Origin of the sequence: Streptomyces griseoflavus (assembly GCF_014649995.1) — a bacterium.
Classification (GTDB): Bacteria; Actinomycetota; Actinomycetes; order Streptomycetales; family Streptomycetaceae; genus Streptomyces; species Streptomyces griseoflavus.
This window is the reverse complement of sequence record NZ_BMUC01000019.1, coordinates 71851-94409: the sequence shown is the minus strand read 5'-3', so window position 1 is coordinate 94409 and position 22559 is coordinate 71851. Positions and strand designations below refer to the sequence as shown.

The 22559-nt window shown below is 72.5% G+C and carries 17 protein-coding genes, 1 tRNA gene and 1 riboswitch; of the genes, 16 read left to right on the top strand and 2 right to left on the bottom strand.

Annotated elements, in window-relative coordinates; genetic code table 11:
* Positions 1-40: 40 nt before the first annotated feature.
* From IE172_RS30125 to IE172_RS30060, 14 genes are all read left to right on the top strand, one after another.
* Positions 41-2125, top strand: a complete 2085-nt coding sequence (locus IE172_RS30125; RefSeq protein ID WP_229886568.1) for an N-6 DNA methylase — start codon at positions 41-43, stop codon at positions 2123-2125.
* Between the two features lie 124 nt (positions 2126-2249).
* A complete protein-coding gene (locus tag IE172_RS30120; RefSeq protein ID WP_190100502.1) occupies positions 2250-2888 on the top strand; it encodes a hypothetical protein in 639 nt (212 codons plus the stop codon).
* A 38-nt stretch (positions 2889-2926) separates the two neighbouring features.
* Complete coding sequence (locus tag IE172_RS30115) at positions 2927-4423, top strand: serine/threonine-protein kinase (protein ID WP_268253495.1); 1497 nt, start codon at positions 2927-2929, stop codon at positions 4421-4423.
* 170 nt (positions 4424-4593) lie between these two features.
* Positions 4594-5241 carry a SurA N-terminal domain-containing protein gene (locus tag IE172_RS30110; RefSeq protein ID WP_190100500.1) on the top strand — a complete coding sequence of 216 codons (648 nt, stop codon included), beginning with the start codon at positions 4594-4596 and terminating at the stop codon, positions 5239-5241.
* A gap of 67 nt (positions 5242-5308) precedes the next feature.
* A complete protein-coding gene (locus IE172_RS30105) occupies positions 5309-6277 on the top strand; it encodes a nucleoside triphosphate pyrophosphohydrolase (protein WP_190100544.1) in 969 nt (322 codons plus the stop codon).
* Positions 6278-6547: 270 nt separating this feature from the next.
* Positions 6548-7831, top strand: coding sequence for a cytochrome P450 family protein (locus tag IE172_RS30100; protein ID WP_190100499.1), 1284 nt, complete (start codon positions 6548-6550; stop codon positions 7829-7831).
* 196 nt (positions 7832-8027) lie between these two features.
* Complete coding sequence (locus IE172_RS30095) at positions 8028-9008, top strand: transglycosylase family protein (RefSeq protein WP_190100498.1); 981 nt, start codon at positions 8028-8030, stop codon at positions 9006-9008.
* Positions 9009-9213: 205 nt separating this feature from the next.
* A riboswitch (cyclic di-AMP (ydaO/yuaA leader) is annotated at positions 9214-9383 on the top strand.
* Positions 9384-9387: 4 nt separating this feature from the next.
* On the top strand, positions 9388-10107 hold the full coding sequence (locus IE172_RS30090) for a transglycosylase family protein (protein ID WP_190100497.1): 720 nt from the start codon (positions 9388-9390) through the stop codon (positions 10105-10107).
* A gap of 269 nt (positions 10108-10376) precedes the next feature.
* Positions 10377-11663 carry a phosphopyruvate hydratase gene (gene eno / locus IE172_RS30085; protein WP_190100496.1) on the top strand — a complete coding sequence of 429 codons (1287 nt, stop codon included), beginning with the start codon at positions 10377-10379 and terminating at the stop codon, positions 11661-11663.
* A 142-nt stretch (positions 11664-11805) separates the two neighbouring features.
* Positions 11806-12282, top strand: coding sequence for an FtsB family cell division protein (locus IE172_RS30080; protein ID WP_190100495.1), 477 nt, complete (start codon positions 11806-11808; stop codon positions 12280-12282).
* Positions 12283-12313: 31 nt separating this feature from the next.
* Positions 12314-12847, top strand: coding sequence for a DUF501 domain-containing protein (locus IE172_RS30075; RefSeq protein WP_190100494.1), 534 nt, complete (start codon positions 12314-12316; stop codon positions 12845-12847).
* Entirely contained in the window at positions 12844-13785 is a 942-nt protein-coding gene (locus IE172_RS30070; RefSeq protein ID WP_190100493.1) for a Ppx/GppA phosphatase family protein, read from the top strand. The genes IE172_RS30075 and IE172_RS30070 overlap by 4 nt, the downstream gene beginning before the upstream one ends.
* 455 nt (positions 13786-14240) lie before the next feature.
* Positions 14241-15626 carry an NAD(P)/FAD-dependent oxidoreductase gene (locus tag IE172_RS30065; protein ID WP_190100492.1) on the top strand — a complete coding sequence of 462 codons (1386 nt, stop codon included), beginning with the start codon at positions 14241-14243 and terminating at the stop codon, positions 15624-15626.
* A gap of 241 nt (positions 15627-15867) precedes the next feature.
* Entirely contained in the window at positions 15868-17166 is a 1299-nt protein-coding gene (locus IE172_RS30060) for a class I SAM-dependent methyltransferase (protein ID WP_190100491.1), read from the top strand.
* A gap of 66 nt (positions 17167-17232) precedes the next feature.
* On the opposite strand, the gene IE172_RS30055 is transcribed toward IE172_RS30060, so the two are convergent.
* Together IE172_RS30055 and IE172_RS30050 are read right to left on the bottom strand one after the other, a co-directional pair.
* Positions 17233-19761, bottom strand: a complete 2529-nt coding sequence (locus tag IE172_RS30055; RefSeq protein ID WP_190100490.1) for an ABC transporter permease — start codon at positions 19759-19761, stop codon at positions 17233-17235.
* Between the two features lie 96 nt (positions 19762-19857).
* Positions 19858-20655 (bottom strand): ABC transporter ATP-binding protein, encoded by a 798-nt coding sequence (locus IE172_RS30050; RefSeq protein WP_190100489.1) that lies wholly within the window; start codon positions 20653-20655, stop codon positions 19858-19860.
* A gap of 390 nt (positions 20656-21045) precedes the next feature.
* Here IE172_RS30050 and IE172_RS30045 point away from each other — a divergent pair.
* Positions 21046-21132: transfer RNA gene (locus IE172_RS30045), tRNA-Leu, on the top strand.
* Between the two features lie 398 nt (positions 21133-21530).
* The gene (locus IE172_RS30040) at positions 21531-22421 is read left to right on the top strand and encodes a Bax inhibitor-1/YccA family protein (protein ID WP_190100488.1); all 891 of its coding nucleotides are present in this window, start codon (positions 21531-21533) and stop codon (positions 22419-22421) included.
* The last annotated feature ends 138 nt before the right edge of the window (positions 22422-22559 follow it).

Below are 22559 nucleotides of genomic sequence, written 5' to 3'. Positions count from 1 at the left end.
TATGCTCGCGTCACACAGGACACGAGGGGGAGCGGGGCGGATGCCGGGACTGCAGGACAACGCGACAGAGGTGACCGCCGCGGGAATCGCGCGGCTGGCCGGCGTGGGCCGCGCGGCCGTCAGCAACTGGCGCCGGCGGCACGCCGACTTCCCCCGGCCGGCCGGCGGCACCGAGACCAGCCCCTCCTTCGCCCTCACCGAGGTCGAGGACTGGCTCCGCCGGCACGGCAAACTCGCCGAGGTCCCCCTCAAGGAGCGCGTCTGGCAGCACCTCTCCGGCCACCCCGAGGGACCGGTCACCGCCCTCACCCACGCCGGCTGCGCCCTGCTGCTGATCCACGAACGCCCCCCGGTCTGGCTGGACGTGAGCTCCGGCTCCGACGAGCGACTCGCCGCGATGCTCCCCGCGGCACTGGAACAGGTGCTCACGCCCCGGCCCGCCGACCCCGACGGCACGCCTGTGAACCCCCCGGCCGCTGTGAACCGCTCGCTCGCCCTCGACCCCCCGACCGGCCCGCAACTCCTCCCCTCCGTCCCCCTCCTGCGCGGCGCCGCCGAACTCGCCGCCGAACTCGGCGCCCGCCAGACCTTCGAGTTCCTGCTCGGCCGGCACCTCGACGCCAACCCGCGCCAGTACACCCTCACCCCCGCCGACCTCGCCGACCTCATGGCCGCCCTCGCCGGCGCCCCCCGCACCGTCCTCGACCCCGCCTGCGGCACCGGCGCCCTGCTCCGTGCCGTCACCCCCCGCCCCGGCCTGAGCCTCCACGCCCAGGACCGCGCCCCCGACCTCGCCGCCCTCACCACGCTCCGCCTCGCCCTGCACACCCGCGCCCCCGTGCACACCGCCGCCGGTGACGCCCTGCGCGCCGACGCCCACCCCGGCCTGCGGGCCGACGCCGTCCTGTGCCACCCGCCGTTCAACGAGCGCCACTGGGGCCACGACGAACTCGCCTACGACCCGCGCTGGGAGTACGGCTTCCCGGCCCGCACCGAGTCCGAGCTCGCCTGGGTGCAGCACGCGCTCGCCCGGCTCCGCGACGGCGGCACCGCCGTGCTGCTGATGCCGCCCGCCGCCGCCTCCCGCCGCTCCGGACGCCGCATCAGGGCCGACCTGCTGCGCCGCGGCGCGCTGCGCGCCGTCGTCGCGCTGCCCGTCGGCGCGGCACCCCCGTACAACATCCCCCTGCACCTGTGGGTGCTGCGCCGGCCCCAGCGGACACCCGCCCAACCGGAGGTGCTCCTCGCCGACGCCGCACGGTTCGCCGCCGACGGGCGCGGCGGCCCCGACTGGCCGGGCGTGCGCGAGACGGTCCTCGACGCCTGGCACGCCTTCGACCGGGCCGGACGGCTCGACGAACGGCCGGGACTGGCCCGCTCCGTGCCCGTCATCGAACTCCTCGACGACGACGTGGACCTCGCCCCGGCCCGCCGTCTGCCGCCACCGGCCGCCGCCGACGGCGCCGGCCGGCTCACCGGCGTACGCGAACGGCTCGGCGAGACACTGCGGCTGGCCGCCGGGCTGACCCCGCCGCCCGTGGACCCCGCGCCGCCCGCCGCGTCCGGACGCCTGCCGCTGACCACCGTCGGCGAACTGGCCCGCGGCGGCGCCCTGGTGCTGCGCACCGGCGGCCACGGCGGCCACGCCCGCCTGCCGGTGCTCACCGACCACGACGTGCTCGCCGGGACCGCCCCCTCCGGGACACTCCCGGAGAGCGAGGACGAAGCGGTGCTCACCGCACCCGGCGACGTCGTCGTCCCCGTCCTCGGCGGAGGGGCCGTCGCCCGCGTCGTCGACGACGCGACCGCCGGCGCCGCCCTCGGCCGCAACCTCGTGCTGCTGCGCCCCGACCCGGCCGCGCTCGACGCGTGGTTCCTCGCCGGGTTCCTGCGCGGCACCACCAACAACCGCCAGGCCAGCAGCTACGCGTCCACCGCCACCCGGCTCGACGTGCGCCGCCTGCAACTGCCCCGGCTGCCGCTGGACGAACAGCGGCGCTACGGCGCCCGGTTCCGCGAACTCGACGCGTTCGAGCGGGCGCTCAGGCAGGCTGGCCGGCTCGGCGAACAACTCGTGCGCGGGATGTACGACGGCCTGACCGACGGGACGATCGCCCCCGACTGACCGCCGCGGCGCCGGCCGCGGGCCCCGGGACGACAACGGTTCGGTACAAGCCGGACCGGTTGCCGCCGCGGGCCTATACGCTCGGACTCCGAGTTCCATCGGCTACACCTGTGCAGGAGCAGTCATGTACGGCCACGGCGCGGCGCCGCCTCCACCCAGCGGCGCATCGGTCACCACGCAGCGCGTGCTGTACGCCGCCGCCGGCATCCTGTGCTGCGGCATGCTGGCCTGCGTACCGCTGTTCCGCGTCGCGTTCCTGCGGGGACGCACGATCGACTGGGCGACGGCCTGGGTGAGCATCCCGCTCGCCCTCGCCTGCGGCGCGGTGGCCGGTTCGCTGCCGGAGTCGGACTACCGCACCGACATCGCCGTGTTCGCGATGCTGCTGCTCGGCGCGGCCGCCACCGCGTACTACCTGGTGGTCGACATCCGCCTGCACCACCGGCGCAGGAACCCGCATCCGGCGCCGATGCCGCCGTCGCCGCACGCCACGACGGTGCACGCCCCCGGCCACCACACCCCGTACGGCTACCCGCAGCAGACCTCGCCCTACGCGCCCACCTCCGTACCGCAGCCGCAGCCGCCGCACACCCCCGTACCGGGGCCCCCGCACACCCCCGTACCGCCGCAGCCGCAGCCGCCGCAGCGGCCCGCGCCGGCCCGGATCGACCAGGTGCGCGCCGAGCTCGACGAACTCAGTGACTACCTGCGCCGCCAGGACGGGCAGCAGGGTCAGCAGGGAACCAGCGAAGGCGGACGGTGAGCGTGACGACGGGACGTGTCGTCGCCGGCCGCTACGAACTGTCCACGCTCATCGGACAGGGCGGCATGGGACAGGTCTGGACGGCCTACGACAAGCGGCTGGACCGGCGCGTGGCGGTGAAGCTGCTGCGCCCGGACAAGGTGGCCGGCCAGGAGGCCGACGAACTGCGCCGCCGCTTCGTGCGCGAGTGCCGGGTGACCGCCCAGGTCGACCACCCCGGCCTGGTCACCGTGCACGACGCGGGCAGCGAGGGCGAGGAACTGTTCCTCGTCATGCAGTACGTCGACGGCGCCGACCTCGGCGACCACCTCGCCGAACACGACCCCTACCCGTGGCAGTGGGCCGTCGCGATCGCCGCGCAGCTGTGCGCCGTACTGAGCGCCGTGCACGCCGTGCCGATCGTCCACCGCGACCTCAAGCCGCGCAACGTGATGGTGAAGCAGGACGGCACCGTCACCGTGCTCGACCTCGGCGTCGCCTCCGTCATGGACGCCGACACCACCCGCCTGACCCACACCGGCACGCCCATAGGCTCGCCCGCCTACATGGCCCCCGAGCAGGCGATGGGCGGCGCGGTCGGCCCGTACACGGACCTGTACGCGCTCGGCGTGCTGATGCACGAACTGCTCAGCGGCGACGTGCCGTTCTCCGGCTCGACGGCGCTCGGGGTGCTGCACCGGCACCTGTACGAGCCGCCGGTGCCCGTGCGGCGGATACGCCCGGAGGTCCCCGAAGGACTGGAGTCGCTGGTGCTGCGGCTCCTCGCCAAGGACCCGCAGCACCGGCCGGACTCCGCGCAGGAGGTGTACGAACACCTGGCGCTGCTGCTCCCCGCGCGCGGCACCCCCACCGGCTCGCCCCTGGACCCCACCCGTCCCTTCCTGCGCCCGCACGCCCCCTGGCCGGACCGCGCCCGCACCCCCGCGCCCCAGCCGGCCCCCGCCACGCCGCCCGCGCCCACGGGGGAGAAGGCGGACGTCGCCGCCGCCGTGGACGAGGTGAAGCGGCTGCTCGGCGAGGGCCGCATCACCCAGGCCGTCGACATCCTCGGCTCGATCCTGCCCGTCGCCGCCGGCCAGCACGGCGAGCACTCCCCGGTCGTGCGCACCCTGCGCAAGCAGTACGCGGCCACGCTCCTGGACGACGGCCAGTACCGGCGCGCCCTGCCCGAACTGCGCCGCCTCGCCGACGAACGCGCCGCCGAGGCCGGCCAGGCCGACCCGCAGTCGCTGCGCTACCGCTACGAGGCCGCCCAGTGCCTGGAGCAGCTCGGCGAACCGGCGGCGGCGCTCGCCGAGTACCGGTCGCTGCTGGCGTACTACGAGAACCAGTACGTCGCCGCCGGCGACCCGCAGCTCGCCCACGACGTCCGCCGCCGCATCGGCCACCTGCTGCTCGCCCTGGGCGACCGGGCCGCCGCGCACGAGACGCTGGTACGGCTGCTGCACGACGTGGAGCGTGTCCAGGGGCCCGGGCACCCGCTCGCCGCCGAGGTCCGCCGGACGCTGCAGTGGCTCGGGCAGGTGCGCGGATAGAGGAACGGCGGACGCCGCGGGGCCGTGCGGCCGGACGTCGCGGGCGCGGCGGTGCCGGAAGTCGCCGCGAATCGTTGGTCGAATGGGTTGGCCAGAGCTTGGCCGATGCCTACCATCGATCACCGCAAGACTTTGTGCACCGCCGCACAAGCTCTCCTCAGGAGGTCTCCTTGCACCGCCGCCGTCGCACCGCGTTCCTCCTCACCGCCGCGATCGCCGCGGCGCCCCTGCTGACCGCCTGCGGCAGCGACGCGCATCCCGGCGCCGCCGCCGTGGTCGGCGGGGAGCGGATCACCGTGTCGCAGCTGGAGAACAGGGTCGACGAGGTCCGCGCGGCCCAGCGGGCGGCCGTGCCGGACGAGGCGCAGTACCAGCAGGCCATCGCGCGGACCGGGAGCCTGACCCGCGACACCCTGCACGGCATGGTCCTGGACCGGGTGCTGGAGCACGCCGCGCGGGACGCCGGGGTGACGGTCACGGACCGCGAGATCCAGCAGATGCGGTCCGGTCTGGAGGAGCAGGCCGGCGGCGCCGAAGGGCTGGAGGCCGCCTGGCTCCAGCAGTACGGCATCCCGCCGCAGCGCCTGGAGGAGAACCTCCGCCTCCAGCTCCAGGCCCAGAAGCTCGCCCAGCGGATCGGCACCGACACCAGCCGGCCGGAGTTCTGGCAGGCGCTGTCGAAGGCGGGCAAGGAGCTCGACGTCGACCTCAACCCGCGCTACGGCGACTGGGACGTGCAGAAGAGCAGCCGCGTGGACGCGAAGACGCCGTGGGTGCGCGAGGTGACGGCGGCGGCCGGGGCTCCGCTGACGCTCTGACGTCCGGCGGGGGGCGGGCGCGGGCGTGGGCTAGTTTCGGAGGGTGAACGCATTCAGCCCCGCACCGATGCCGGCACCCGAGGGCGGCCCCGGCCGTGTCGTCCTGCTCACCACCAGCCACCGTGTCGCGCCCGGCCTGCTGTCCTGGCCGGCCTGGCGGCTGCTGCACGCGGCCGACCGGGTGCTCTGCGCGGACGGCGCCCACCCGCAGCTGCCCTACCTGCGGGAGGCGGGCGTACCGGTCGACGAGGCCTCGCCGACCGCGGAGGAACTCGTCGACGTCTGCGCCGGCGGGCGGACGGTGGCCGTCGTGGCGACGGGGGAGGGCGAACCCGCGCTGACCGACGGGCTGGCCCGGCTGGCCGGCTCCGGCCGTGTGCGGATGCCCGAGCTGGAGCTGCTGCCCGCCTCCTACGACCTGCCGGGCGCCCGCCTGCTGGACCTCGTGCAGGTGATGGACCGGATCAGGGCGGAGTGCCCGTGGTCCTCCCGGCAGACCCACAAGGGCCTGGCGAAGTACGGCATCGAGGAGGCGTACGAGCTCGTCGAGGCCATCGAGGAGGGGGACCGGGCGGAGCTGAAGGAGGAACTGGGGGACGTGCTGCTCCAGGTCGTCTTCCACGCCCGGATCGCCGAGGAGCACCCGGAGGAGCCGTTCTCCGTCGACGACGTGGCGGCCGGCATCGTGGCGAAGCTGATCCACCGGCATCCGCATGTGTTCGGCGAGGAGACGGCCCTGACACCGGAGGACGTCAAGGCGCACTGGCTGCGGACCAAGGCGGAGGAGAAGCGGCGCAGCTCCGTGACGGAGGGGGTGCCGCTGGGCCAGCCGGGGCTGGCGCTGGCGGCGAAGCTGGCGTCGCGGGCGCGGGTGGCGGGGCTGGACGTGCCGTTGCCGGCGGGGGAGGGCGTCGGCTACGAGCTGCTGGCGCTGGCGGCGCGGGCGGAGGCGGCGGGAGTGGATCCGGAGGCGGCCCTGCGGGCGGCGGCGCGCGTGTACCGGGACGCGATACGGGCGACCGAGGCCGGGGGGTGAGGTCCGGCGGGGGCGGGCCGAGGGGGTGTCCGCCCCCGCCGCCCCTTCCCGTCCCGTCCTCGGACCCCCGTCCGCGCAGTTTCCCCGCGCCCCTCTCAGCGGTGCGGGGAACTGCGCGACCAGCCCCGACGTTCCCGCACGCGCCCGGCTGCCCCCCCTCTCAGGGGCGCGGGGAACTGCGCGGCCCGCCCCCACGCGCCCGCACCCGCCCGGCGCACCCCGCCACCCGAGCCGGCACAGCCGCACCCCCCTCCCGGTTAGGGTCGCCGCATGCATGACCAGCACTCTCCCGCCGCCCCGCAGGGACCCGTCCCCGAACTGTTCAGCTGGGAGTTCGCGGCCGATCCGTACCCCGCCTACGCCTGGCTGCGCGAGCACGCGCCCGTGCGGAGGACCCGGCTGCCCAGCGGGGTGGAGGCCTGGCTGGTCACGCGGTACGCCGACGCCCGGCAGACCCTCGCCGACAACCGGCTGTCCAAGAACCCCGCGCACCACGACGAGCCCGCGCACGCCAGGGGCAGGACCGGCATCCCCGGGGAGCGGCAGGCGGACCTGATGACGCACCTGCTGAACATCGACCCGCCGGACCACACGCGGCTGCGGCGGCTGGTCAGCAAGGCGTTCACCCCGCGCCGTGTCGCCGAGTTCGCGCCCAGGGTGCAGGAACTCACCGACGGGCTCATCGACTCGTTCGCGGAGAGCGGCTCGGCCGACCTCATCCACGAGTTCGCCTTCCCGCTCCCCATCTACGCCATCTGCGACCTGCTCGGCGTCCCGCGCGAGGACCAGGACGACTTCCGCGACTGGGCGGGCATGATGATCCGTCACGGCGGAGGCCCGCGCGGCGGCGTCGCCCGGTCGGTGAAGAAGATGCGCGGTTACCTCGCCGAGCTGATCCACCGCAAGCGCGCGGCGCTGCCCGCCGACCCCGCGCCGGGTGAGGACCTCATCTCCGGTCTCATCCGCGCCTCCGACCACGGGGAGCACCTCACCGAGAACGAGGCGGCCGCCATGGCGTTCATCCTGCTGTTCGCCGGCTTCGAGACCACCGTCAACCTGATCGGCAACGGCACCTACGCCCTGCTCACCCATCCCGGCCAGCGCGAGCGGCTGCAGCGGGCCCTCGCCGCAGGGGACCACGGGCTGCTGGAGACGGGAGTGGAGGAACTCCTGCGCTACGACGGCCCCGTGGAGCTCGCCACCTGGCGGTTCGCCACCGAACCGGTCACCATCGGCGGGCAGCGCATCGCGGCGGGCGACCCGGTGCTCGTCGTGCTCGCCGCCGCGGACCGTGACCCGGAGCGGTTCGACGGCCCGGACGTCCTCGACCTCGGCCGGCGCGACAACCAGCACCTGGGATACGGCCACGGCATCCACTACTGCCTGGGCGCCCCGCTGGCCCGCCTGGAGGGGCAGACCGCGCTCGCCACGCTCCTGACCCGCCTCCCGGACCTGCGGCTCGCGGCGGAACCGTCCGAACTCCGCTGGCGCGGCGGCCTCATCATGCGGGGCCTGCGCACCCTCCCGGTGGAGTTCACGCCCCCGCAAAAGTGACGGATCGGCGGGCCCTCCGATGCCCAGGAGCGGACCGGCGCAAACATGACACGCCCTCAACTCTGTGATCTTCACGTGATCTGCGCGGCATGAACTTGTGACAAGTGATCGTCTGCCGATACGTTCACCCATCAAGTGCGGTGCCCAAGGCTTCACTCACCGCGCCTGTCACTGCTGTTCTGCGAAAGGTCTCCGCATGCTCTCCGGGAACGGTCGGCACCGTCGCCCCCGCCAGGCTCCGGCTCTCCTCGTCGCGGCCGGAGTGACCGGCTCCGCCATCGCGATCCCGCTCCTCGGGGCCGGCGGCGCCAGTGCCGCCGACGGCACGGCCTGGGACCGGGTCGCCGAGTGCGAGAGCGGCGGCTCCTGGAGCCAGAACACCGGCAACGGTTACTACGGCGGCCTCCAGCTGACCCAGGACGACTGGGAGAAGTACGGCGGCCTGGACTACGCGGCCAGCGCCGACCAGGCCAGCCGCGGCCAGCAGATAGCCGTGGCCGAGAAGATCCTGGCCGACCAGGGCGTCGGCGCCTGGCGCACCTGCGGACTGCTCGGAGGGCTCGACCCGGACGCGCCCGGGGCGGACGTCGACACCGGCACACCCGCCGCGTCCGCCACGCCCGGATCGGGCGGTCCGTCCGCCTCCCCCTCCCCGTCGGCCACGACCGGCCCGTCGTCCGGCGCGGACGGCGAGAAGAAGAGCCCGGACGCCACGGCCGGCGCGACGGGCGCGTCCGGCGAGTCCGCCGGACCGGACGCCGCCGCGGGCAGTGACGCGGACCCGAACACCGCGTCCCCCTCCGCCTCCGCGAAGCCCGAGTCCGACGAGTCGGACAAGAAGGGGCAGAAGGGCGGCTCTTCGGCGAGCGACGACACCGAGGAGGCCGGGACCGGCCGTCACCGGGGCGCGAGCGCCGAGGAGAGCAAGGAGGACTCCGCCTCCGACTCGTCCGGCCGGCACGCCTCGCGGGGACTGGACGCCTGGAGCGGCGGCGCGTCCGACGACTCCTACACCGTGGAGTCCGGCGACAGTCTCTCGTCCATCTCCGACTCCCTTGCGCTCGACGGCGGATGGCGTGCCCTCTACCTGGTGAACGAGCGGCTCATCGGCGCCGACCCGGACTACATCCTGCCGGGTCAGGAGCTCGAGGTCGGGGACGTAGCGGGCGAAAAGTGACATCCGAAAACGCCTGAACGCGGCGGCAGTTGGCGTCACGGTTCGCGCTGAATGTCCGATTTAAAGGCTGTGAGAGATAGGTCTCAGAAGCCGTGATCGTCTTTGATATTCCGCGGACCGCGTGTCTACGGTCGTGATCGCTCGCCACCGCGGGCCCCGGCTGCCGCCACGCCGAATCCTGCCAGTGGCAGCACGGGAACAGTCGTCGCGTCATGCGCCGTAGGCAGGAGCGGGGGACCCAAGGTAGGCGCCGGATCCGGGCAGTTGACGCCGGATACGGCTCGGGGTGAAGCCGCGTCCCGACAGGGGCGCGGCCGGGCAACTCAACCGGCCCGAACCCGACAGCTCACCTCGTAGGCGTCGGTGAGGGGATCCATCCATGCTGTTTTCCGGCAAGGGCAAGCACCGTCGTCCGTCCAAGGCCACCCGCGCCATCGCCGTCGCCGGTGTTGCCTCCGCCGCCGTCGCCGCCCCGCTGATGGCGGCCGGCAACGCCTCCGCCGCCACCGCGTCCGAGTGGGACGCCGTCGCCCAGTGCGAGTCCGGCGGCAACTGGTCCATCAACACCGGCAACGGTTACTACGGCGGTCTGCAGTTCTCCGCCTCCACCTGGGCCGGCTACGGCGGCACGAAGTACGCCTCCACCGCCAACCAGGCCACCAAGGCGCAGCAGATCGAGATCGCCGAGAAGGTCCTGGCGGGCCAGGGCAAGGGTGCCTGGCCGGTCTGCGGCAAGGGCCTGTCCAACGCCGCCTACACGGGCTCCTCCAGCGGCTCGGGCTCCTCGCAGAACACCGGTTCCGCCGAGAACCGCCAGAGCGAGCAGAAGGCCTCCCGCTCCAGCGAGCGTCCGGCCGCCGAGAAGCAGGCCGAGCCGAAGGCGGAGAAGAAGGTCGAGAAGAAGACCGTCACCACCCCGACCGGCAAGAAGGTCGAGAAGGGCGACGGCGAGTACAAGGTCGTCACCGGCGACACGCTCAGCTCCATCGCCGCGCAGCACGACGTCAAGGGCGGCTGGGCCAAGCTCTTCGAGCTCAACGACGACATCGTCGCGGACGCCGACCTCATCTACCCGGGCCAGCAGCTGCACCTGAAGTAAGGCAGCGGCAGGTCCTCCCTCCCCGTCCCCACACGGGCCCCCCGCCCCGGTGCGTTCTCCCCCGTACGCACCGGGGCGGGGCTTTTTCGCGGACGCTTTCCGGTCACGATGTGCCGGACCGTCTTTGTTCCGTTCGGAAACAATTTACTCTCGGTTCTGTCCACGGGGCGGTCGACCGCCTGCCGATCGCCCGGAGCCGGTTAGGCTCGGTCCCGCGGGGCCCGCCGTGGCCCCGCTCACCGCGTCACATCCAAGAAGGAGATGCTCACGTGCCGTCCATCGACGTCGTCGTAGCCCGGGAAATCCTCGACTCCCGAGGCAACCCCACGGTCGAGGTCGAGGTCGGCCTCGACGACGGCAGCACGGGTCGTGCCGCCGTTCCGTCCGGTGCCTCCACCGGCGCCTTCGAGGCCGTCGAACTCCGTGACGGCGATGCGAGCCGTTACCTGGGCAAGGGCGTGGAGAAGGCCGTCCTGGCCGTCATCGAGCAGATCGGCCCGGAGCTCGTCGGCTACGACGCCACCGAGCAGCGCCTGATCGACCAGGCCATGTTCGACCTGGACGCCACCGACAACAAGGGCTCCCTCGGCGCCAACGCCATCCTCGGCGTCTCGCTCGCCGTGGCCCACGCCGCCTCCGAGGCCTCCGACCTCCCGCTCTTCCGCTACCTGGGCGGCCCCAACGCGCACCTGCTGCCGGTGCCGATGATGAACATCCTGAACGGCGGCTCGCACGCCGACTCCAACGTGGACATCCAGGAGTTCATGATCGCCCCGATCGGCGCGGAGTCCTTCTCCGAGGCGCTGCGCTGGGGCACCGAGGTCTACCACACCCTGAAGAAGGTCCTGAAGAGCAAGGGCCTGGCCACCGGCCTCGGCGACGAGGGCGGCTTCGCCCCGAACCTCGGCTCCAACCGCGAGGCCCTCGACCTCATCCTGGAGGCGATCCGGGAGGCCGGCTACACCCCCGGCGAGCAGGTCGCCCTGGCCCTCGACGTGGCCGCGTCCGAGTTCTACAAGGACGGCGTCTACACCTTCGAGGGCAAGGAGCGCTCGGCGGCCGAGATGACCGAGTACTACGCCGAGCTGGTCGAGGCGTACCCGCTGGTCTCCATCGAGGACCCGCTGTTCGAGGACGACTGGGACGGCTGGAAGACCATCACCGACAAGCTCGGTGACAAGGTGCAGCTCGTCGGCGACGACCTGTTCGTCACCAACCCCGAGCGCCTCGCCCGCGGCATCGAGGAGGGCGCCGCCAACGCCCTGCTGGTCAAGGTCAACCAGATCGGCTCGCTGACCGAGACCCTGGACGCCGTCGAGCTGGCCCAGCGCAACGGCTTCAAGTGCATGATGTCCCACCGCTCCGGCGAGACCGAGGACGTCACCATCGCCGACCTGGCCGTCGCCACCAACTGCGGCCAGATCAAGACCGGCGCCCCGGCCCGCTCCGAGCGCGTCGCCAAGTACAACCAGCTGCTGCGCATCGAGGAGATCCTGGACGACGCCGCGGTGTACGCCGGCCGCAGCGCCTTCCCGCGGTTCCGCGCGGACCAGTAGGCAGGAGCGCCCCGCCCGCCGGTGACCGGCGACAGCCGGGCACCGCTCCGGTGGGCGGCGTCGTACGTACGTCCCCGCACCCGGTCCCGTACCGTGTGCGGGGACGTACGCGCGTGACGAAGGCGAACCGGAGGCGGGAACCATGGCGGTGAAGGACCGGGACCGTTTCTCCACCGCGACCAGGATCCGGCTGATCGGTGAGCAGACCGCGGCGCGGGTCTACCGCTCGCAGACCAAGCGCCAGGCCCGCCGCTCCCGGCTGACCGGCCGGGCGGCGCTGCTGGCGCTGGTGGTCTGCTCGCTGGTCGTGGCGCTCGCCTATCCCATGCGTCAGTACGTCTCCCAGCGGGCGGAGATCGCCGACCTCCGGCAGGAGCAGGACGAGGCCCGCCAACGGGTCGAACGCCTGCGCGACATGAAGGCGCGCTGGCAGGACGACGCGTACGCCGAGCAGGAGATCCGCCGGCGGCTGCACTACGTCATGCCCGGCGAGACCGGCTACGTCGTCATCGACCCGGGCGCGGCCCGGAAGTCCCGCACCGACCTCGAAGCCGCCGACCGCCCCTGGTACGCGAACGTCTGGGACGGCGTCGACAAGGCCGACGCCGCCGGCCGCTGACCCACGAACGAAAGCCGCAGAAAAGACAGGTATGGAATCCTCTCCGCCCACGACCCCCCGCACCGAGCCCACCGACGCGGACGTCGAGGCCTTCAAGCAGCAGCTCGGGCGGCCCCCGCGCGGCCTGCGCGCCATCGCCCACCGCTGCCCCTGCGGGCAGCCGGACGTCGTGGAGACCGCGCCGAGGCTGCCCGACGGCACCCCCTTCCCGACGCTGTACTACCTGACGTGCCCGAGGGCGAACTCCGCGATCGGCACGCTGGAGGCGAACGGCGTGATGAAGGAGATGACGGAGCGGCTGGCCACCGACCCCGGGCTGGCGGCCGCGTACCGCGCGGCGCACGAGGACTACGTCCGGCGCCGCGACGAGATCGAGGAACTGAGGAACTTCCCCAGCGCCGGCGGCATGCCGGACCGGGTGAAGTGCCTGCACGTCCTGGTCGCCCACTCGCTCGCCGCGGGCCCCGGGGTGAACCCGCTGGGCGACGAGGCGCTGGCGATGCTGCCCGAGTGGTGGAGCAAGGGCGCCTGCGTGACGCTCCCCGGGAAGGAGGAGGACCGGTGACCCGGGTCGCCGCCATCGACTGCGGGACGAACTCCATCCGGCTGCTGGTGGCCGACGCCGACCCCGTCACGGGTGAACTCACCGACCTGGACCGGCGGATGACGATCGTGCGGCTCGGCCAGGGCGTCGACCGCACGGGGCGCCTCGCGCCCGAGGCGCTGGAGCGGACGTTCGCCGCGTGCCGCGAGTACGCGGAGATCATCAAGGAGCACGGGGCGGAGCGCCCGCGCTTCGTGGCGACGTCCGCCTCCCGGGACGCCGAGAACCGCGACGCGTTCGTGCGCGGGGTGCTGGACATCCTGGGCGTGGAGCCGGAGGTGATCACCGGCGACCAGGAGGCCGAGTTCTCCTTCACCGGCGCCACCCGGGAACTGTCGGGGCGGAGCGATCTGCACCGGCCGTTCCTGGTCGTGGACATCGGCGGCGGCTCGACCGAGTTCGTCGTCGGCGACGACCACGTGCGCGCCGCCCGGTCCGTGGACGTGGGCTGCGTGCGGATGACCGAGCGGCACCTGGTGCGGGACGGGGCCGTCACCGATCCGCCCACCGAGGAGCAGATCGCGGCGATGCGCGCCGACATCGAGGCCGCCCTCGACCGGGCCGAGGAGACGGTCCCGCTGCGCGAGGCGCGCACCCTTGTCGGCCTGGCGGGCTCGGTCACCACGGTCTCGGCGATCGCCCAGGACCTCCCCGAGTACGACTCCGGGGCCATCCACCACTCACGTGTCTCCCGCGCCCGGGTCCGCGAGATCACCGAGTGGCTGCTGCGCTCCACCCACGCCGAACGCGCGAAGGTGCCCTCGATGCACCCCGGCAGGGTCGACGTGATCGGCGCCGGCGCCCTGGTCCTCCTGACCGTCATGGAACGGACCGGTGCGGAGGAGGTCGTGGTGTCGGAGCACGACATCCTCGACGGCATCGCGTGGTCCGTGGCGTAGCTCTCCTTTGCTACTGATGAGTAGCCCTCCGCTGAGCAGTCGGGATAGCGTTTGAGCGGGGTCCGAGGGGGCCTTTCCGGGGGCCTCGGGCGCCCTTCCGGGAGGGGTCGGCGGGAAAGTTCGTGAAGTTCTTCACAAGGAAATCGCCCCGGGAGGACGAAGAAGGGGGTCGTGTTGACCCATTCGAGGCCTCAACACCCCTTTGAACACGTTCAGAAGGTGGCGCGGGGCACCTCGGTGACGTTCGCCGTATGAGGCGGCGGATCGGCCTCACGCCGGCCCCGAAGTGACAGAGAGGCAGCTCACGCGGCATTGACAACGCGCCGCCAGGCGCTCCGGTTCCCGTTCCGCACTGTGATGTGGATCAAGAAGTGCGGGATGGTAACACAGGGCCTGTCGAAGCTTGTGAAGGGGCGCACGAGGTACCCCCTCGGGACAGGTGGATACTCGATGGCATGAGCACCACGGAGCGTCCCAGGATCCTCGTAGTAGGCGGTGGGTACGTAGGCCTGTACGCAGCTCGGCGCATCCAGAAGAAGATGCGTTACGGCGAGGCGACCGTCACCGTCGTCGACCCGCGGTCGTACATGACCTACCAGCCCTTCCTCCCCGAAACCGCCGCCGGCAACATCTCCCCGCGACACGTCGTCGTCCCGCTGCGACGCGTGCTGCCCAAGGCGGAGGTCCTCACCGGCCGGGTCACCACCATCGACCAGGACCGCAAGGTCGCCACGATCGCGCCGCTGGTCGGCGAGGCGTACGAGCTGCCCTTCGACTACCTGGTGATCGCGCTCGGCGCGGTCTCCCGCACCTTCCCGATCCCCGGCCTCGCCGAACAGGGCATCGGCATGAAGGGCGTCGAGGAGGCCATCGGCCTGCGCAACCACGTCCTCGAGCAGCTCGACAAGGCCGACTCCACCACGGACGAGGAGATCCGGCGCAAGGCACTCACCTTCGTCTTCATCGGCGGCGGCTTCGCCGGCGCGGAGACCATCGGTGAGGTCGAGGACATGGCCCGGGACGCGGCCAAGTACTACAAGACGGTGTCCCGCGAGGACATGCGCTTCATCCTGGTCGACGCCGCCGACAAGATCCTCCCCGAGGTGGGTCCCAAGCTCGGCGCGTACGGCAAGGAGCACCTGGAGAGCCGCGGCGTCGAGGTCTACCTGTCCACGTCGATGGACTCCTGCGTCGACGGCCACGTGGTGCTGAAGAACGGCCTCGAGGTCGACTCCAACACCATCGTGTGGACCGCGGGCGTCAAGCCGAACCCGGCGCTGTCCCGCTTCGGCCTCCCCCTGGGCCCGCGCGGCCACGTCGACACCCAGCCGACCCTCCAGGTCACGGGCACCGACTACATCTGGGCCGCGGGCGACAACGCCCAGGTCCCGGACCTCGTGGGCCGCAAGGCCGGCAACGAGAACGCCTGGTGCCCGCCGAACGCCCAGCACGCGCTGCGCCAGGCCAAGGTCCTCGGCGACAACGTGGTCTCCGGCATGCGGGGCTTCCCGCAGAAGGAGTACAGCCACGCCAACAAGGGCGCGGTGGCGGGCCTCGGCCTGCACAAGGGCGTCGCGATGATCGTCGTCGGCAAGATGAAGATCAAGCTGAAGGGCCGTCTCGCCTGGTACATGCACCGCGCGTACCACGGCATGGCGATGCCGACCTTCAACCGCAAGATCCGCGTCTTCGCCGACTGGACCCTCGGCATGTTCCTCAAGCGCGAGGTCGTGTCCCTGGGCGCGATCGAGTCGCCGCGCGAGGAGTTCTACGAGGCGGCCAAGCCGGCGCCCGCGGCGGCCCAGCAGGAGCCGAAGAAGACCGAGGCCAAGGCCTCCTGACCCCAGGTCACCCCGTCGAAGGGGCCGCCCGCCATCCGTGGTGCGGGCGGCCCCTTCGCCGTGCGCGGGCGGGGCCCCGGGACTCCGGGGCGGGGAGGGGGCGCCCCTCGGCTCCGTGCGTCCCAGCGGGTGCGTTTCCGTCCTTTGCCCGGAGATGACGCGCGCCGGGACTGCCAACCCACCCCCCAGGTGTTTACGTGGTGAGGACATTCCGGGATTCCCCGTCACGGAGGTGTACACCATGGCAGACGCCGCGCCGCGGCTGAAGGGCAACCTCGAGCAGCTGACCGGCACCCCCCTCCCCGTCCGCATCCGGGCCTGGGACGGCTCCCAGGCCGGCCCCCCGGACGCCCCCACCCTGGTCGTACGCAACCGCTGCGCCGTGCGCCACCTCCTCCGCAAGCCGGGTGAGCTGGGCCTGGCCCGCGCCTGGGTGGCCGGCGACGTCACCGTCGAGGGCGACCTCTACACCGTCCTGGACCGGATCGCCGGCCACGTCTGGGAGCGCGGCGAGAGCGACACCCGCACCCTCGCCCGCCTGCGCGACCCCGCCTTCCGCTCCGCGGTGCGCGGCCTCCTCGCCCTCGCCGGCCCCCCGCTGCCGCCCGCCCCGCCCCCGGAGGAGGTCCGCCGCCCCCGCCGCGGCCTGCACACCCGGCACAGCGACAGACGCGCCATCAGCCACCACTACGACGTCGGCAACGACTTCTACGAGATCGTCCTCGGCCCGTCGATGGTGTACTCCTGCGCCTACTGGCCCGCCCCGCCCCCGCGCGGCACCCTCGAACAGGCCCAGCACGACAAGCTCGAACTCGTCTCCCGCAAGCTCGCCCTGAAGCCCGGTCAGCGGCTGCTGGACGTCGGCTGCGGCTGGGGCTCCATGGCCGTCCACGCCGCCCGCGACCACGGCGTGGACGTCGTCGGCATCACCCTCTCCCGGGAACAGGCCGCCTACGCCCGCAAGCGCGTCGCCGACGAGGGCCTGACCGACCGGGTCGAGATCCGCGTACAGGACTACCGTGACGTCGCCGACGGCCCGTACGACGCCGTCTCCTCCATCGGCATGGCGGAGCACGTCGGGTCGGAGCGCTACCTGGAGTACGCCACCGCCCTGCACCGCCTGCTCAGGCCGGGCGGACGGCTGCTCAACCACCAGATCGCCCGCCGCCCGCATCGCGACGAGACGTCGTACCGGGTCGACGACTTCATCGACGCCTACGTCTTCCCCGACGGCGAACTCGCCCCGCTGGGCACCACGGTGTCCCTGCTGGAGCGCGCCGGCTTCGAGGTGCGCGACGTGGAGTCGATCCGCGAGCACTACGCCCTCACCCTGCGCCGCTGGGTGGCGAACCTGGAGGCCGGCCGGGCCCGCGCGGAGGCCCTCGCCGGCCCGGGACGGGTCCGCGTCTGGGAGCTGTACATGGCCGCCTCCGCCCTCGCCTTCGAACGCAACCGCATCGGCGTCAACCAGGTCCTCGCCGTGCGGACCCCCGAGTCCGGCGCCTCCGCCCTCCCCCTGCGCACCCGCACCTGGAACTGACACGGCGACGGGCCCCGTTCCACCCGGAACGGGGCCCGCGTCACGGCCGTACCGCCTGCCGCCCCGCTACTCGGCCTTGATCGCCTGGAGCATGTTCAGCCGCGCCGCCCGCCGCGCCGGCCACAGCGCCGCCAGCACCCCGACCACCGCGGCCAGCAGCAGGAACACACCCATCCGGCCCCAGGGCAGGACCAGTTCGTACGTCGACATGGTGGTCCCCATCAGCTCACCGACCGCCCAGCCGAAGAACACCCCGAGCCCGATGCCGAGCACCCCGCCGAACAGGGAGATCACCAGGGACTCCAGCCGGACCATCCGCTTGACGCCCTTGCGGTCCAGGCCGATCGCCCGCAGCATGCCGATCTCCTGGGCGCGCTCGAACACCGACATCGCCAGCGTGTTGATCACGCCGATGACCGCCACGATCACCGCCATCGCCAGCAGGCCGTAGACCATGTTCAGCACCACGGTGAACATCTGCGCGATCTCGTTCGAGAGGTCCTGCCGGTCCTGGACCTTGATGCCCGGGTTGCTGCCGAGTGCCTTCTCCAGCGACTCCTTCGCCGCGTCGGATGCGCCGTCGGCGGTCTTCACCATGACCACCATGTCGGACGGCTCCGACTCGTGCGGAGCGAGCGTCGCGGTGTCGATCATGATGCCGCTGATCATCTCGTTGGCCACGTAGACACCGGAGACCGTCAGCCGCTGCTTCTCGCCGTCCTCGTAGGCGAGGGTGAAGTCCGACCCCGCCCGCCAGCCGTACGTCTTCGCCGTGCCGTCGTCCACGACCACCCGCGCGCCGCCGACCTCGAAGCGACCGGACTCCATCTCGAACTCGGTCAGCCCGCCGATCGTCGAACCGGTGACACCGGTCAGGTACTCGGTCTCGCCGTCGATGCGGGAGACCGCGTTGCGCATCGGGCTGGTGGCGGTGACGCCGTCGGCCCGCTCCAGCGTCCTCGCGACGTCCGGCGACAGCGGGTTGCCGTTGGCCATGGAGACGACGTAGTCCGCCTCGATCGAGTCGGCCGCCATCTTGTCGATGGACTTCTGCAGACTGCCGGCCGCCACCGTCATACCGGTGATCAGGGTGAGCCCGATCATCAGCGCCGACGCGGTGGCCGCGGTACGGCGCGGGTTGCGCACCGAGTTCTGCCGGGCCAGCTTGCCGGAGACCCCGAAGACGCGCAGGACCGGAGCGGCCGCGGCGATCAGCGGACGGGACAGCAGCGGGGTCAGGACGAAGACACCGATGATCAGCAGGACCGCGCCGATGCCCATGGGCGCCTGGCCGTCGGAACCGCTCATCGTCGTGGCCGCGAGGACCACCGCGACACCGGCCGCCGAGAACAGCGCGCCCAGCGTGTTGCGCAGCACCAGCGACTTGGTGGTCGCCTGGGCGTGCAGGGCGCTCATCGCCGCCACCGGCGGGATCTTCGCGGCCCGGCGGCCGGGCAGCCACGCGGCGAGCATGGTGACCACGATGCCGACGACGAACGCGGAGACGACGGTGCCCGCGCTGATCACCAGCGGCCCGTCGGGCATGGGCGCGTCCAGGGTGCCCATCAGGGAGCGCAGGCCGATGCCGATGCCGACACCGGCGACCAGCCCCGCCACCGCGGCGACCGCGCCCACCACGAACGCCTCGATCAGCACCGACCGCGTGACCTGGCGGCGGGATGCGCCGACGGCGCGCATCAGCGCCAGTTCCCTGGTGCGCTGGGCGACCAGCATGGTGAAGGTGTTCGCGATGATGAACGTGCCGACGAACAGCGCGATGCCGGCGAACACCAGCAGCCCCTGCTTCAGGCCGCTCATGGAGGAGGCGATCGCCTCCGCCTGGTCGTCGGCGAGCTTCGTGCCGGTCGTGGTCTCCACGACCTCGGCGGGCAGCGCCTCCTCCAGCTGGGCCCGCAGCGCGGTGTCGCTGACGCCGTCCTTCGCCTTGACGGCGATCTCGTCGAAGACGCCCTCCTTGCCGAACAGCTTCTGCGCCGTCGCCGTGTCGAACAGCGTGAGGCTGCCGCCGGCCGCGACATTGCCGTCGTCGGTGGTGAAGACGCCGGTGATCACCGGCTCCAGGACGGGACCGTCGACCGACATCCGCACGGTGTCGCCGACCTCGTACCCGGCGCGCTTCGCCGTCTCGGAGTCGATGACGATCTCGCCCTCGCCCCGGGGCGCGCGGCCCTCGGTCAGCGGATAGCGGGGGTCCTTGTCGCCCCAGTGGTTGCCGCCCTGCGACTGGAAGCCGCTGCCGATCAGCTCGCCGTCCTTGCCGGCGATCGCGGTGAAGCCGGTGACGACCCCGATGGCCCGCTCGGCGCCGGGCACCCGGGCGCTCTCGTCGACCAGGGCGCGGGTCAGTTCCCGCGGCTCGCCGACCCGGTCGCCCTCGGCCTCCTTCCAGCCGGGGGTGACGGCGACGTCGACGTGGTCGAAGCCCTTGGCGGACTGCTTCTGCAGGGCGGCGGAGATGGTGTTGGTGAAGACCAGGGTCCCCGACACGAAGGCCACGCCGAGCATCACGGCGAGCACGGTCATCAGGAGCCGGGCCTTGTGCGCGGAGACGTTGCGCAGGGCGGTACGGAACATGGGAGTCTTCTCGAGTCCAGACGTACGGGGGAGGTGCGGACGGGCGGGCGGGCGGCCGGGCCGCCGGGCCGGCGGACGGCGAAGCCGCCGGGCCGGTCAGCTGGTGCGGCCCTTGGCGTCGAACCGCTTCATCCGGTCGAGCACCGAGTCGGCCGTCGGCCCGTGCACCTCGTCCACGATCCGGCCGTCCGCGAGGAACACCACACGGTCCGCGTAGGCGGCGGCGACCGGGTCGTGGGTCACCATGACCACCGTCTGCCCCAGTTCGCGCACCGAGTTGCGCAGGAAGCCCAGCACCTCGGCGCCGGAGCGGGAGTCGAGGTTGCCGGTGGGCTCGTCACCGAAGATGATCTCGGGCCGGGAGGCCAGCGCCCGCGCCACGGCGACCCGCTGCTGCTGACCGCCGGAGAGCTGCGAGGGGCGGTGGCTCAGCCGGTCCGCCAGTCCGACCATCCGGATCACGGTGTCCAGCCACTCCTTGTCCGGCCTGCGGCCGGCGATGTCCATCGGGAGGGTGATGTTCTCCAGGGCGGACAGCGTCGGGAGCAGGTTGAACGCCTGGAAGATGAAACCGATCTTGTCCCGGCGCAGCCGGGTGAGCTGCTTGTCCTTCAGCGAGCCCAGCTCGGTCTCGCCGATGCGCACGGACCCCGAGGAGAACGTGTCGAGCCCGGCCACGCAGTGCATCAGCGTGGACTTGCCGGAGCCGGAGGGGCCCATGATCGCGGTGAACTCGGCCTGCCGGAAGGCGACGGAGACGCGGTCCAGGGCGACCACCCGGGTCTCGCCCTGACCGTAGATCTTCGACAGCTCCGTGGCGCGCGCGGCCACGGCGGTGGTCCGGTCGGCCGGGGATCCCCCCGGGTGGAGTCCGGGGGAGGGTGCGGTGGTCACGGGATGGACGCTCCTGTCGGGACGACGTGTGCTCGGGGACGTCGTCCATCCTTTCGGCGCTTTGCCGCCGTGTAGTCACCCGCTGCTCCGGTTCCGGGGGGCAACCAGGGTCGGACCGCGGGGCCCCGCGTCATACCTGAGGAGGACCGCGCACCCCGAGCCGGACGTGCCGAGAACGGGTGGAGCGCCCTTGTTCGGACGGTGAAATTCCGTCATTCCGCATCCATGGCGGGGCGTCAGCCGCAAGGCTGTCGGCATGTGCTGACAGCGCGTTCCAAGTCCTGATGCACCCTCAGGCGCCAATAAAATAAGACAAGATCGGCCCATCCCGCCGTCGGCGGCGCGGAGGCCACCGATAGGCTCGGAGCCGCGAAGCGGAGCCCATGGCCTGCCCGGATGGTGGAATGCAGACACGGCGAGCTTAAACCTCGCTGCCCCTGAGCGGGCGTGCCGGTTCAAGTCCGGCTCCGGGCACCACCACGCTTCCTCCCGTGATCGGCGGGAAGCCCGCCGCTGATCCCCTTCGCGTCCACGGGGTGGGCGCACATCGCATTCATGAACGCGCACACCCCCGACCGCCGGCGCCGCCGCGCGGCGCAGGGCGGCGGGCGTGGAGGACGCGGACACGACGGACCCGCGCGTGCGCCTCCGGCACCGGGGGCCGCGCCTTCCGCCGAGTGGTTGATCTCCGTCCGGTTCCGGACAGGTACCGGGTCGGTCATGGTCGCGTCCCTCCTGGTGAGGGGAATCACGGCACCGCGTAGCGTGTTGCGGAGCATGACGAGGGAAAGATCCTCCCCAAGCATTAGGGTCAATCCTTTGCCTACCTATTACTCTTGAGCCAAGGCCGCATCGAGTGGCCATGGAGGAGTGAAATGAGGAGCAGAAACCCGGTCTTCTCGCGACGGGGGTTCAGCCGCGACAACGGCTACGCGGGCTTCAACACCGCGCCGCAGGCCGGGGGTCCCGCTGTCGCCACGCAGGCCAACCCGTACGCGCAGCCGACGGGCAACCCGTACGCGCAGAACCCCTACGCGCAGCAGGACCAGCAGTTCGGCGCGCCGCAGGCACCGGCCACCACCGGCCGGATGACGATCGACGACGTCATCATCCGCACGGCGAGCACGCTCGGTCTGCTGATCGTGACGGCCGCGCTCTCCTGGGCGCTGCTGCCGGTCGACGAGGCCAACATCGGCCGGTCCTACGGCATCGCCATCGGTGCCGCGCTGATCGGCATGGTCCTGGCGCTCGTGCAGTCCTTCAAGCGCAAGCCCTCTCCGGCGCTGATCCTGACGTACGCCGCGTTCGAGGGTGTCTTCCTCGGCGTGATCTCCAGCGCCGTCGACACCCACATCGCCAGCGGTGCGGCCATGCAGGCCGTGCTCGGCACCATGGCGGTCTTCGCCGGTGTCCTGGTGGCGTACAAGGCGGGCTGGATCCGCGTCAACCGCCGTTTCTACGGCTTCGTGATGGCGGCCGCGCTCGGCTTCATCCTCCTGATGGCCGTGAACCTGCTGTTCGCGGTGATCGGCGGCGGTGACGGCCTCGGCTTCCGCAGCGGCCCGCTCGGCATCGTCTTCGGCATCGTCGGCATCATCCTCGGTGCCTGCTTCCTCGCCCTGGACTTCAAGCAGGTCGAGGACGGGATCGCCTACGGCGCGCCGCGCGAGGAGGCCTGGTTCGCCGCCTTCGGCCTCACGCTGACGCTGGTGTGGATCTACATGGAGTTCCTGCGACTCATCGCGATCTTCAACAGCAGCGACTGACGACGGCAGGCGTCCCGTACGCCGCCGACGGCACAGGCAAGGGCCCCGGTTCCACCGGGGCCCTTCGCCGTGCGCGGGGGGCGGCCGGCGCAGCCTGCGCGCCGCCCTCCCCAGGCCGTACTCGTGGACGATCGCCCC